A 13,245-nucleotide genomic window follows, 5' to 3' on the forward strand; every position below is an offset into this window, starting at 1 on the left:
ACCGAATTATGCGTCAAAGCGGCTTGGAGACAAGGGGCGGATCTTCCCCGGCGGCCAGCGCCGGCAGCGCCATCACGCTTTCCGCGTGGTGGCAGGCAGCCGAATGTTGCGGGGTGAGCGGCCGCAGCGCCGGAGCGGTCTCGCGGCAATGGGAATCCGCAAGCGGACAGCGCGGCGCATAGGCGCAGCCGGTCGTGCCCAGGGACTGCGAGGCGATCGGAATGTCCGCGCCCCGGCGCCTGACAGCGCCCGCCTGGGCGCGCGGCACCGCGTCCAGCAGCGCGCGCGTATAGGGATGCGCGCATCGGCCGAACAGATCCTCAGGCCGTCCCCGCTCGACGATGCGGCCGAGATACATCACCGCGACCTCGTCGCAGAGATAGTCGACGACCGCGAGGTCATGGCTGATCAGGACGTAGCTGAGACCGAACTGCTGCTGCAGATCCTGCATCAGGTTGAGCACCTGGGCCTGCACGGAGACGTCGAGCGCCGAGACCGGCTCGTCGGCGACGATCAGCTTCGGCTGGGTGATCAGCGCGCGCGCAATCGCGATGCGCTGGCGCTGGCCGCCGGAGAATTCGTGCGGATATTTGTCCATGTCGGCATCGCGCAGGCCGACCTGTCGCAGCACGCTCCCCACGCGCGTGCGCAAGGTGTCGCGACCGGGGCTTTCCAGCACGGTGAGCGGCTCGGCGACGATGCGCGCGATGGTCTGGCGCGGATCGAGCGAGCCATACGGGTCCTGGAACACCATCTGGAAATCCCGCCGTGCGCTTCGCAGCTCATCGGCCGGGAGACGGTTGAGATCGCGCCCCGACAGCAGCACCGATCCCGATGACGGCGTCTCCAGCGCCATGATCAGTCGCGCCAAGGTCGACTTGCCTGAGCCGGACTCGCCGACGATGCCGAAGCTCTTGCCCGGCATCAGCGACAGCGACACGCCATTGAGCGCGAGCACCTGCCCCGGCGGCCGCAGCAGGCTCTCGCGTGGCAGCGTATAGCGCTGCACGAGATCGCGGACTTCCAGCAGCGGCGTCGCTGCATCTTTCCGTGCCCCGACGCTCACGCGACCACTCCCACCGGAACGCGCGCGAGCGCGGCATCAGTCCGGATGCAGCGGGCATGATGCCCTGCGCCGATCTCGATCGCCGGCGGCAGCCCCGCGCGGCACGCATCGATGACCAGATCACAACGATCCGCGAACGGACAGCCGGCGGGCAGATCGGCGAGCTCCGGTACGGTGCCGGCGATGGTGGCAAGCCGCATGCCCTTACGGGCGCCGAGCCGCGGCCGCGCCCGGAACAGGCCCTGCGTGTAGGGATGGCCCATGCGCGAGAACACCGCGTCCGTGCTGCCGCTCTCGACCACCGTGCCGCCATACATCACGATCATGCGCTGGACGTTCTCGGCGATGACGCCGAGATCGTGCGAGATCAGGATCATCGCCATGCCCTGCTCCGCCACGAGGCCGGCGATGAGGTCGAGAATCTGGCGCTGGATGGTGACGTCGAGCGCGGTGGTCGGCTCGTCGGCGATCAGCACGTCAGGCTTGCACGCCAGCGCCATCGCGATGGTGATGCGCTGACGCTGGCCGCCGGAGAATTGGTGCGGATAGGCGTCGAAGCGCCTGACGGGATCGGGTAGACCGACACGGTCGAGCAGCGCGATCGCCTCGCGTTTGGCCTCCGCGGCCGAGCAGCCGGTGTGGCGCAGCAGCGGCTCGGCGACCTGATGACCGATCGTGTGCATCGGGTTGAGCGCGGTCATCGGCTCCTGGAAGATCATGCTGATGCGGTTGCCGCGCAGCTTGCAATAGTCGGCATCATCGAGACCCGCCAGCTCGCGGCCGTCGAGCTTGATGCTGCCGCTGACGACCGCGCTGTCCGGCAGCAGCCCGAGCAGCGCCAGCGCGGTGATCGACTTGCCGCAGCCGGATTCGCCGACGATGCCGAGCGTCTCGCCGCGCCTCAGCGCGAACGAGACCTCGCGCACCGCCTGCGCCGGGCCGCGGCTGGTGTTGAGCCGGATGCCAAGGCCGGAGACATCGAGCAGCGGCTGTTTGTCTGCACTCATCGCTGCCTCGCCAGTCGCGGATCGAGCAGGTCGCGCAGACCATCGCCGAGCAGGTTGAGACCGAGCACCGCGAGCGCGATGGCAGCCCCGGGATACACCGCAAGGCTCGGCGACTGGAACAGCAGCGTCTGCGCATCGTTCAGCATGCGTCCCCAGGACGGCTGCGGCGGCTGCGTGCCGAGACCGAGATAGGACAGCGCGGCCTCGGCCAGGATCGCCAGCGCGAACTGAATGGTCGCCTGCACGATCAGGATCGACAGGATGTTCGGCAGCACGTGCTCGATGGTGATGCGGAAGCGGCCCTTGCCAGCGGCGCGCGCCGCGAGGATGAACTCGCGCGCCCAGATCGCGCCGGCGGAGCCGCGGGTGACGCGGACGAACACCGGGATCTGGAAGATGCCAATCGCAGTGATCGACGTCACCATGCCCGGCCCGATCACCGCCGCCAGCATGATCGCCGACAGCACCGCGGGAAATGCGAAGGTGAAGTCGCTGAAGCGCATCACCAGCTCCTCGGTCCAGCCGCGTTGCGCAGCGGCGACGAGCCCGAGCGCAACGCCGCAGGTGAGGCCAATGCCGACGGCGATGATGCCGACCAGGATGGTCGCGCGCGCGCCGACGAGGAGCAGTGAGACGATGTCGCGGCCGAGCACATCGGTGCCGAGCCAATGCGCCGAGGACGGCGGCCGCAGCTTGGACGCGACGTCGATCTCGTAGGCCGACCACGGCGTCCACACCAGCGACAGCAAGGCGGCGCCGAGCACGACGAGGCAGAGCAGCGCGCCGATGACGAAGCTGCGATGCCGCAACGCGCGGCGCCAGAACGCATTCGGCGCGGGCGCGGCGCCGGCCTGAAGTGTCACGGACGCACTCACAGCTCGTGCACCTTGATGCGCGGATCGATCACGGCATAGAGCACGTCGACCACGAAATTCACGATGATGACCATGGCCGCCAGCAGCATCACGCAGTTGCGGACGACGATGAGATCGCGATTGGCGATCGACTGGAAGATCAGACGGCCGAGACCCGGCAGATAGAACACGTTCTCAATCACGATGGTGCCGGCGAGCAGATTGGCGAATTGCAGGCCCATCACCGTGAGCACCGGGATCATCGCGTTGCGCAGCACGTGCTGCCACAGGACCTCGCGCTTGCTGAGGCCCTTGGCGCGCGCGGTGCGCACGAAATCTTCGCGCAGCACGTCGAGCACCGCCGAGCGCGTCACCCGCGCCAGGATCGCCGCCTGCACCACCGCCAGCGCCACCGCCGGCAGCAGCAGCGCGCGCAGGCCGGGCCAGATGCCGTCCTCCCAGCCGGGGAAGCCGCCCGCCGACAGCCATTGCAGCTTCACCGCGAACAGCAGGATCAGCAGGATCGCGAACCAGAAATTCGGCAGCGCAATGCCGATCTGGGTCAGCGACATCACGCCGACATCGCCGATGCGGTTATGATTGGCGGCGGTGTAGATGCCGGCGGCGAGCGCCAGCACCGTCGTCAGCGCCATGGCCATGATCGCCAGCGGAATGGTCATCGCCAGCCGCTCGCGGATCAGCTCTGCGACCGGCGTGCCATAGGCGTAGCTGTTGCCGAGATTGCCGGTGGCGAGGCCGCCGAGCCATTGCAGGTAGCGGAGCGGAAGCGGCTGATCGAGCCCGAGCTTGATCGTCAGCGCCCTCACCGCATCGGGCGAGGCGTCCGCGCCCATCAGCATCTGCGCGGCATTGCCCGGCAGGGCATCGAGCACCAGGAAGATGATCAGCGATGCCCCGATCAGGGTCGCCAGCAAGGTCAGGCATCGCCGCAGCAGAAACACACTCATTCGAGCCGAAACTCCTCATTCTCGGCGGTCGCACGTTCTACAGCTTTGGCCCGGGATGCAAGCCCCGCCGCCTGCATGATCCCCCCTCGCCGGCGCAGGACTCTCACATACGGGCGCGATATCTTGAGCCCGTCTGCATCCTCCTCGTCATGGCCGGGCTTGTCCCGGCCATCCACGTCGTCCGGCGTCCGCGGATAGACGTGGATGCCCGGGACGAGCCCGGGCATGACGGAGTAACAATCGGCCGCGACTCGTGCCGCCTCAATGTCATAGCCGATCGCCGGCGCAGGACACCGCCGAGCCGCTTGATCCCGGTCAACGGCCCGGCAGCGGCGATCGGCAACATGAGCCGGAACGCAGCAGTGCAAGGCCTTTCCCGATCATGACCACACGTCCGAACTTCATCTGGGGCGCCTCGACCTCGGCCTTCCAGATCGAAGGGGCGGCCCATCTGGACGGCCGCGCCGACAGCATCTGGGACGTGTATCTGCGCGCGCCGGGCCGCATCAAAGGCAATGAGACTGCGGAGGTCGCCTGCGACCACTACCGTCGCTATGCCGAGGACGTCGCGCTGATGCGCGAACTCGGCCTCAACGCCTACCGGTTCTCGATCGCCTGGCCGCGCGTGCTGCCGCAAGGGCGCGGCGCGGCGAACGAGGCCGGCCTCGCCTTCTACGACCGGCTGATCGATGCGCTGCTCGCCGCGGAGATAGAGCCCTGGCTTTGCCTCTACCACTGGGACCTGCCCCAGACGCTGGAAGCGCTCGGCGGCTGGCCAAACCGCGACATCGCCGGCTGGTTCGCTGATTACACCGCGCTGGTGGCGCGGCGCTATGGCGACCGGGTCAAGCGCTTCGCCACCTTCAACGAGCCGTGCGTGTTCACGCTGTTCGGCTACGGCCTCGGCTGGCATGCCCCGGGGATCGCCGACAAGGCGGCGCTGCACAAGGCCATTCACCACGTCAATCTCAGCCATGGCCGGGCCGTCGACGTGCTGCGCAGGGATGTCGCGGGCGCCTCGATCGGCGCGATCCATAATCGCCAGCCCTGCTATCCCTGCTCGGCCGATCCCGCCGACGCCGCCGCGGCGCTGCGGCTCGCCGCCTATTGGAACGACGCTTTCCCGTTTCCGCAGGCCTTCGCCAGCTACCCGCCGGCGCTGCTCGAGGCCATCACGCCCTATGTGATGCCCGGCGACATGGCCGACATTGCGCGGCCCCTCGACTGGTTCGGGTTGAACCATTACTCGCCGCACTACGTGAAAGCCGACACCAACCTGATCGGCGCCGCCTTCGGCCCCGCGCCCGACAAGGTCCCACGCAGCGCGATCGGCTGGCCTGTCGTGCCGGATGCATTTCGGGACACGCTGCTGGACATCCATCAACGGTTCCAGCTGCCCATCTACGTGCTGGAGAACGGCACCGCCGCCAACGATGCGATCGATGCCGCGGGCCAGATCCAGGACCCCGACCGGATCGGCTATCTCAAGGCCTATGTCGCGGCGATGGAACAGGCGATCGCCGACGGCGCCGACGTGCGCGGCTACTTCGTCTGGTCGCTCTTGGATAATTTTGAGTGGGGGGCGGGCTATTCGCAGCGCTTCGGCATTGTCTATGTCGATCACGCCACCCAGCGCCGCATTCCCAAGGCGTCGGCACGGTGGTATGCGGACATCATTGCCGGCCACCGGAACTCCCATGACCCGGCAGGCCGCACAACCGGGCGGATGACTGAGGGATGAGCGAGCGCGTTCTTCTGGGCGATATCGGCGGCACCAATGCGCGCTTCGCGCTGCTGGCGGACGGGGTGATCGGCGAGGTCGCGCATCTGAAGGTCGCCGACTTCCCGACCATCGCGGACGCGATCACCGACTTTCTGGCGCGCCATGCCACCGGCGGCCCGCCGACCGCGGCCGTGCTCGACATCGCCGGTCCGATCGAGCGCAACCGCGGCATGCTGACCAACTCGACCTGGGTGATCGACGGCGCCGAGCTTGCCGCACAGTTCAATCTGCGCTCGGCGAAGCTGCTGAACGATTTCGAGGCGGTCGGCTGGTCGCTGCCCGCGCTGCATCCCGACGATCTGTTTTCCCTCGGCGGCAACGCCGCGGTCGATGGCGCGCCGATGCTGGTGATCGGTCCGGGCACCGGCTTCGGCGCGGCCTGCTATCTCCCCAATGATGGCCGTCCGGCCGTCGCCGTCACCGAAGCCGGCCATGCGACCTTGCCCGCGACGACGGCGCGCGAGGCCACCGTGCTCGCCAAGATGCGCGAGCGCTTCGGCCATGTCTCGATCGAGCGCGCGCTGTCCGGCATGGGCCTGGAGAACGTCTATCAGGCGGTCGCTGCCATCGACGGCGCGAGCGTGCCAAGGCGTGACGCGGCGGCGATCACCCACGCGGCGCTCGACGGCAGCTGCGCCACAAGCCGCGCTACGCTTGACATGTTCTGCGCCTGGCTCGGCGCCGTCGCCGGCAACCTCGCGCTGACCTTTTGCGCCCGCGGCGGCGTCTACATTGCCGGCGGCATCCCGCCGCGCTTTCCGGACTATTTCGCCAAGTCCGACTTCCGCCGGCAGTTCGAGAGCAAGGGCCGCTACGACAGCTATCTGCGCCCGATCCCGGTGCATCTCGTCACAAAGCCTGATATCAGCTTCCTCGGCCTCAAATCCTTCTACGAGTCCGGCCTCCCCGCGCACTGACAGAGATGAGCGACATCATCACGATCACGCCGAACCCGGCGGTCGACGTCTCGACTGTGGTCGAGGCGATCGTGCCGGTGGCGAAGCTGCGCGGCACCACGCAGCGGCGCGATCCCGGCGGCGGCGGCATCAACGTCGCGCGCGTCATCACCCGGCTCGGCGGCGACGTCACGGCGCTCTATCCGGTCGGCGGCCCGACCGGCCTGCTGCTGAAGCAGTTGGTCGATAATGAGGGCGTCACCAGCCGCACCTGGACGACATCAGACGATACGCGCGAGGACTTCTTCGTGCAGGAGCGCAGCACCGGCCAGCCCTATCGCTTCATCCTGCCGGGTCCTGCGCTCAGCGAGACCGAATGGCTGGCCGGGCTCGCGCTCGTGAGCGCGCTCGATCCCTTTCCGCGCTTCGTCATCGGCAGCGGCAGCCTGCCGCGGGGCGTCCCGAGCGACTACTACGCGCGCATCTCAGCCATCGCGCGGGCGCGTGGCGCGCAATTCATTCTCGACACCTCCGGCCCGGCTCTGGCCGCGGCAGTCGCCGGCGGCGTCGATCTGATCAAGCCCTCGCTGCGCGAGATGCATGAGCTCGTCGGCGGCGAGCTGCCGGATGCGACGGCCTGGGAAGCTGCGGCGCGCATGCTGGTCACGACCGGGAAAGCCAGAACGGTGGCGCTGACCATGGGCCATCTCGGCGCGCTCCTGGTGACATCGGAGCGCGTGCTGCGCGCGCAGCCCTTGCGGATGGTGCCGGTTAACGCTGTCGGCGCCGGCGACAGCTTTCTCGGCGCGCTGGTGGCCAAGCTCGCGGCTGACGCGTCGCTCGAGGACGCCTTCCGCTTTGCCGTCGCTGCCGGCGCCGCGGCGCTGCTGCGCACCGGCACCGCCCTGTCCGACCCCGCCGACATTACCCGTCTGCTGGCTGACGTGCGGCTTCAGACGGCCTGACGTCTACCTCGGCGGCATCATTCAGCAGGTCGAGTGACAACAACAATCCGCCGACGCGCTCCAGCGACGAGATCCAGTCGGCGACACGGCTGTAATTGTCGACCAGCCAGTTGAACGAGCCCTGCACCAAGGTGAAGGCCGCCGCCGCCTGCGTCAGCTCGCCCAGCGACATCTCGCTGCTTAGGAATTTCGGCGCGCACAGCACGAGGCCGATGATCGGCGCGAGCAGCGTGTTGGTGTGTGACACCAGGGTCGTGCGCATCAATCGCCAGCACAGCCGCCGCCACTGCCGGATCGTCCGGTCGAGCGCCTGCCACAGCGCGGCGATGACCCCGCGCGTATCCGACTTCGGCGCAACACCTTCGCCGATGTCGCGCAGCCGATGCGCTGCCGTGATCAGCTCCGACTCGGCCTGGTTCTTGACCTGGATGACATGCGTCAGCGGCGAGCCGACCCACAGCATCGCGCCGGTGACCAGCCCGGAATACACCGCGACGCTGACGACGAGATAGCCGGGAATCCAGACCTGGAGACCGGCGAGGCTGAATCCGATGGGGCCACCGACCTGCCACAGCACCTGCAGGAAGATCACCGCCGTCAGCAGCGAGGAGATCACGTTGACCGCGAAGTCGACCGGCGCGTCGGTGGCGATGCGGACGTCCTCGGCAATGCGATATTCCGGAATCTTCTGATCCCCTTGCACCAACGCCAGCCGCGCATAACGGTCATTCTCGATCCAATAGTCGATCACCTTGGCCGCGAGCCATTGCCGCCAGTTGCGCTGCATGGCCATGCGGCCCCAGACGGACGCCACCGCCAGGGCCACACTGGCGAGACATAGCGGCGCAAGCAGCATAGCCTGCTCGCGCAGGCGCGTGGGATCACGGCCCTCCAGCGCATTGAAGAAATCCCTGTTCCAAGTGTTGAAGCGGAATTGCACATAGAGCTGCAGCGTGACGATGCCGACCAGGATCGCGCAGAGCAGCCAGACCCGCCACGCCCGCCACCCGCACCAGAAATTCCGCGCCGTCAGCCAGAACCGCGACCATTCGCGATGGCTGTCCTCATTGTCCTCGACCAAGCCGGCTGGGAGGTCGTCCGGTTCATCGACAGCGAACGGCTCTCGCTGGGGAACTTTTGTCATAGGATCATCTAAGGAGGCCCGCCGGCCTGCTGCTTGATCTTGCGCAAGTCGGCCCCCGCCGGACGCGACAAACTACGGCCTGCGTTGCGATGCGGGAGACAGGCCATGACGGCATCCGGTACCATCCGCTGGTTCAAGGATATTCGGATCGAGGACGTGCCGGAGGTCGGCGGCAAGACGGCCTCGCTCGGCGAGCTATATTCCGCGCTGACCGCGCAGGGCGTGCGCGTGCCCAACGGCTTTGCGCTGACGGCCGCGAGCTATCGCGATGCGCTACGCGCCGATGGCGCCGACGATGAGCTGCGCAAGCTGCTCGCCGGCCTCGACAAGCGCCGCATCGCCGATCTCGCCAGGCGCGCGGCGAAGGCGCGCGCCATCGTCTTCGAGGCCACGGATCGTGATGATCTCCGCCGCGAGGTGGCGACGGCGTACAAGCAGCTCGAGCAGGAATATGGCCGCGGCGTGGCGGTTGCCGTGCGCAGTTCGGCCACCGCGGAGGACCTGCCGAATGCGAGCTTCGCCGGCCAGCACGAGAGCTTCCTCAACATCCGCGGACCCACGCAGCTGTTCGAGACCTGCCGCCGCTGCTTCGCCTCGCTCTACACCGACCGCGCGATCTCCTATCGCATCGACAACGGCTTTGCACACGACAAGGTCGCGCTGTCGGTCGCGGTGATGAAGATGGTGCGCTCCGATCTCGGCGCCAGCGGCGTGATGTTCTCGCTCGACACCGAGAGCGGCTTTCGCGACGTCGCCTTCATCACCGGCGTCTACGGATTGGGCGAGACCATCGTGCAGGGCGCGGTCGATCCCGACGAGTTCTACGTCCACAAGCCGACCTTTGCCGCCGGCTTCCGCAGCGTGCTGTCACGCCGGCTCGGCGCCAAGAGCAAGCGCATGGTCTACGCCAAGGCCGGCGCACGCGGTGCCACCACCCGCATCGAGCCGACGCCGCCGGCCGAGCGCGCCAGATTCTGCATCGATGATGCCGACGTGCTGGAGCTGGCGCAGGCGACGATCACCGTCGAGCAGCACTACTCGCAGAAGGCCGGCCGGCCGACGCCGATGGACATCGAATGGGCCAAGGACGGCCGCGACGGGGCGCTCTACATCATCCAGGCGCGGCCGGAGACCGTGGCCTCGCAGCGCCGGCCGGACTCGGTCGAGACCTACGCGTTGAAGAAAGCCGGCAAAGTGCTGGCGACCGGACGCGCGGTCGGTGAGAAGATCGCCGCCGGCAAGATTCGCATGATCCGATCAGCCAAGGACCTGCGCGCGTTCAAGCCCGGCGAGGTGCTGGTGGCGGCCTCGACCAGTCCGGACTGGGAGCCCGTCATGAAGACGGCGGCCGCGATCGTCACCGATCACGGCGGCCGCACCTGTCATGCCGCGATCATCGCCCGCGAGCTCGGCGTGCCCGCGGTGGTCGGCACCGAGGATTTCAGCAAGCGCGCCAAGACCGGCGCGACGGTCACGGTGTGCTGCGCCGATGGCGATGCCGGTCATGTCTATGACGGCGCCCTGCCCTTCGCGGTCGAGCGGCTTTCGATCGACAGACTGGACAAGCCGCACACCCACATCATGGTCAATCTCGGCAATCCCGAGCTCGCCTTCAAGACCGCGCTGCTGCCGAATGACGGCGTCGGCCTGGCGCGCATGGAGTTCATCATCAACCAGTCGATCGGCATCCATCCGATGGCGCTGGCCGCGCCCAGCAAGGTGACGTCAGCAAAAGAGCGCGCGACGATCAAGCGCCTCACGGCGCGCTACAAGAAGCCGGCGGACTTCTTCGTCGAACGTCTGTCGGAAGGCGTGGGCACCATCGCCGCCGCGTTCTATCCGCGTCCCGTGATCGTCAGGCTGTCGGACTTCAAGACCAACGAATATGCCAGCCTGATCGGCGGCGCCGATTTCGAGCCGAGGGAAGAGAACCCGATGCTCGGCTTTCGCGGCGCCTCGCGCTACGCGCACCCGGCCTATGCCCAGGGCTTCGCGCTGGAATGCGCGGCGCTGAAGCGCGTGCGCGATGCCATGGGGCTGGCCAACCTGAAGATCATGATCCCGTTCTGCCGCCGCGTCGAGGAGGCGCGCAAGGTGATCGCCGCGATGGCGGAGCATGGCCTCGTCCGCGGCGAGAACGGGCTCGAGATCTACATGATGTGCGAGATCCCGAACAACGTCATCCTGATCGATGAGTTCGCCAAGCATTTCGACGGCTTCTCGATCGGCTCCAACGATCTCACCCAGCTCACCCTCGGCGTCGACCGCGATTCCGACATCGTCGCGTTCGATTTCGACGAGCGCGATCCCGGCCTGCTTGCGATGCTCAAGCTCGCGGTCGAGGGCGCGCATCGCAACCGCCGCCATGTCGGCATCTGCGGCGAGGCGCCGGCCAACTATCCGGACGTGGCGCGCTATCTCGCCGAGCTCGGCATCGACTCCATCAGCGTCAATCCCGCGAGCCTGGTGCGCACGATGGAGGTCGTCCGCGCCGCCGAGCAGGCGCTGATCGCGCGGGCCCCGCAGGCGTTGGCGAGCTAAAGCATGATCCGGAAAAGTGGAAACCGGTTTTCCGAAAAGATCATGCTCAAAGAAGAGACTAGATCATGATGCGTTTTCGCCGGAACGCATCATGATCTAGGACGCGGCTCGCCTCGTCAATGGTCGCGCGGACGGTGATCGTCTGATGGCACGATCCCGTCGTGATCCCTGACATCGGCAAGAGCGCGCTCGGCTTCGGCGATCAACTGGCGGATGGGAGCGGACTGCTCGCTCGGAACAGCATGGCCGTCAGCCTCGGCAAGCTGGTCGAGCCGGCGCAGGATCTGCCGCCAGGCCTGGAGCGTACGCCTGAGGTGCGTGAGCTGCAACGCGACCGCGTCATCGAGCGGGAGGCTCATCCGGTCCTCGCGCGCGACCCGTGCTGCGGCCGTCGGAAATGGGATGATGTCGGCCAACGGCGCTCCACGAGATTGCCTACAGAGCGTGGCCGATCCACCGGATGTGAATCGCAACCGCATCTGCATGGCCGCGTTCTCCGTTGAAGCGGCCTCAGGCCAGATGCGGCGCATTGTCACCGGGGACCTTAAAGAACTCTGTACTTTCGCCACCCGTGGAACTCCGGGCGACCGCCACCGGGGCGATCAGACTCCGTAGGCCTTCGGGGACGGCGGTCCTCTCTCCGTCATCATGGCATGCCTGACGGCCGCCGCCATCGATGCCTCGACGTCGACCAGTGAGCAGGCCAGCCCCTGCGAGGCAACAGGCCGACGCTCAGCAGGCCGATGGCGAGTGGCGCAAACAGGCTGCGCCTCCGGCGCGTCGCCATGATCATCGCCCCGCATTTCTCACGGGGCGCGTCACCGCGCTTCTTCGAAGCCCGCCAGCACCGCCGTCAGATTTTGCCCGAGAATGTCCGACAGATAACCGCCCTCCTGCACGAACACGGTGGGCAGGCCAAGCCGTGCGATGGCGGCGCCGATGCGCCGGAAGCCGGGAGTCGTGACGGACAGCCCCTTGAGCGGATCATGCTCGGACGCATCGAGGCCGAGGGCGACGACGAGCGCGCCGGGCGCGAAGGCGTGGATCGTCTTCGCCGCCGTTTCGAACGCCTTCAGATAGGTGTCGTCGCCGCTCTTCAGCGGCAGCGGAATGTTGAGGTTGGCGCCGAGCCCGGCACCGGCGCCGCGCTCATGCGCATAGCCCCACACGAACGGATAGTAGTGCGTGGGATCGGCGTGGATCGAGATCGTGAGCACGTCCGGCCGCTCGTAGAAGATGCCTTGCGTGCCGTTGCCGTGATGGACGTCGACATCGAGGATCGCGACGCGCTCGTGGCGCTGACGCAGATGCGCCGTCGCGATCGCCGAATTGTTCATGAAGCAGAAGCCGGAGGCAATGTCGCGATAGGCGTGATGCCCGGGCGGACGGCACAGCGCGTAGACGGCATCCTCACCGTCGAGCAGCAGCTGCGCCGCCGATGCGGCGACGTCAGTCGCGGCGCAGGCGCCCTCCCACGTCCCCGGCCCGATCGGCGCCGAGGTGTCGGTCGTGTGCCAGCCGAGCCGTCCGACGATGTGCGTCGGATAGGTCGCGGCGTTGCGCACCGGGTGCATGTTCGGGATCATCTCGGTGCCGGCATCGCCCAGTGCGGCCCACGCCTCCCACGCCTCCTCCAGGAAGCTCAGATATTCCGGACTGTGGACGCGGGCGCGCGCCTCCTGGCCGAAATGCAGCGGCGCCACCAGCTCGTGATGCCCGGCCTTCAATCCCGCAAGCAGACGATCAGCCCGCTCCGGCTGCTCGGTCGTCCGCTTCACGACGCCCCGCACCAGATAGAATTGCGGATCATGGCTGCGATGCAGCTCGGTGTAGACGGCCTTCACGCGCAAATGCTCCTGTTCGCTCGTGCGAACGATTGTGCACGCAGCGGCGGCCGAGACAAGCACAGATGAGTTGCACGCCGTCGCGTGAGGCAGGCAACTTCCAAGGCGCGGAACGCAACCGGCTGCGCGCCAAATTGTCGGGAGCGAGTCCGCCGGGATCAAGGCCGCGCGGCGGGT

At 67.5% G+C, this 13,245-nt stretch carries 11 protein-coding genes; 4 read left to right on the forward strand and 7 right to left on the reverse strand.

Annotation, left to right across the window (positions count from 1 at the left end; genetic code table 11):
* Positions 1-13: 13 nt before the first annotated feature.
* From ACVILH_RS01190 to ACVILH_RS01205, 4 genes are read right to left on the reverse strand one after another with little or no spacing between them, the layout of a single operon-like run.
* The gene (locus ACVILH_RS01190) at positions 14-1,066 is read right to left on the reverse strand and encodes an ABC transporter ATP-binding protein (protein ID WP_456711244.1); all 1,053 of its coding nucleotides are present in this window, start codon (positions 1,064-1,066) and stop codon (positions 14-16) included.
* Positions 1,063-2,073 (reverse strand): ABC transporter ATP-binding protein, encoded by a 1,011-nt coding sequence (locus ACVILH_RS01195; protein ID WP_456711245.1) that lies wholly within the window; start codon positions 2,071-2,073, stop codon positions 1,063-1,065. The genes ACVILH_RS01190 and ACVILH_RS01195 overlap by 4 nt, the downstream gene beginning before the upstream one ends.
* Positions 2,070-2,948, reverse strand: a complete 879-nt coding sequence (locus ACVILH_RS01200; protein WP_456711246.1) for an ABC transporter permease — start codon at positions 2,946-2,948, stop codon at positions 2,070-2,072. The genes ACVILH_RS01195 and ACVILH_RS01200 overlap by 4 nt, the downstream gene beginning before the upstream one ends.
* Positions 2,945-3,895, reverse strand: coding sequence for an ABC transporter permease (locus tag ACVILH_RS01205; RefSeq protein WP_456711247.1), 951 nt, complete (start codon positions 3,893-3,895; stop codon positions 2,945-2,947). The genes ACVILH_RS01200 and ACVILH_RS01205 overlap by 4 nt, the downstream gene beginning before the upstream one ends.
* Before the next feature lie 382 nt (positions 3,896-4,277).
* Here ACVILH_RS01205 and ACVILH_RS01210 point away from each other — a divergent pair, with 382 nt between their 5' ends.
* Genes ACVILH_RS01210 through ACVILH_RS01220 form a run of 3 tightly spaced genes read left to right on the forward strand, consistent with a single transcriptional unit; the run spans position 4,278 to position 7,539 of the window.
* On the forward strand, positions 4,278-5,636 hold the full coding sequence (locus tag ACVILH_RS01210) for a GH1 family beta-glucosidase (RefSeq protein WP_456711248.1): 1,359 nt from the start codon (positions 4,278-4,280) through the stop codon (positions 5,634-5,636).
* Positions 5,633-6,595 carry a glucokinase gene (glk, locus tag ACVILH_RS01215; RefSeq protein WP_456711249.1) on the forward strand — a complete coding sequence of 321 codons (963 nt, stop codon included), beginning with the start codon at positions 5,633-5,635 and terminating at the stop codon, positions 6,593-6,595. Before ACVILH_RS01210 ends, glk begins: the two co-directional genes overlap by 4 nt.
* Positions 6,596-6,600: 5 nt before the next feature.
* Positions 6,601-7,539, forward strand: a complete 939-nt coding sequence (locus ACVILH_RS01220; protein ID WP_456711250.1) for a 1-phosphofructokinase family hexose kinase — start codon at positions 6,601-6,603, stop codon at positions 7,537-7,539.
* Here the strand turns inward: ACVILH_RS01220 and ACVILH_RS01225 are convergent.
* Complete coding sequence (locus ACVILH_RS01225; protein ID WP_456711251.1) at positions 7,499-8,683, reverse strand: SbmA/BacA-like family transporter; 1,185 nt, start codon at positions 8,681-8,683, stop codon at positions 7,499-7,501. The genes ACVILH_RS01220 and ACVILH_RS01225 overlap by 41 nt on opposite strands.
* 105 nt (positions 8,684-8,788) lie before the next feature.
* On the opposite strand from ACVILH_RS01225, the gene ppsA reads away from it, so the two are divergent.
* Positions 8,789-11,224, forward strand: a complete 2,436-nt coding sequence (gene ppsA / locus ACVILH_RS01230) for a phosphoenolpyruvate synthase (protein WP_456711252.1) — start codon at positions 8,789-8,791, stop codon at positions 11,222-11,224.
* Positions 11,225-11,340: 116 nt separating this feature from the next.
* Here the strand turns inward: ppsA and ACVILH_RS01235 are convergent, their stop codons facing one another.
* Together ACVILH_RS01235 and ACVILH_RS01240 are read right to left on the reverse strand one after the other, a co-directional pair.
* Positions 11,341-11,640 carry a hypothetical protein gene (locus ACVILH_RS01235; RefSeq protein WP_456711253.1) on the reverse strand — a complete coding sequence of 100 codons (300 nt, stop codon included), beginning with the start codon at positions 11,638-11,640 and terminating at the stop codon, positions 11,341-11,343.
* A 402-nt stretch (positions 11,641-12,042) separates the two neighbouring features.
* The gene (locus tag ACVILH_RS01240) at positions 12,043-13,068 is read right to left on the reverse strand and encodes a histone deacetylase family protein (protein WP_456711254.1); all 1,026 of its coding nucleotides are present in this window, start codon (positions 13,066-13,068) and stop codon (positions 12,043-12,045) included.
* Positions 13,069-13,245: the final 177 nt, after the last annotated feature.

Source organism: Bradyrhizobium sp. USDA 4353, from assembly GCF_054063215.1.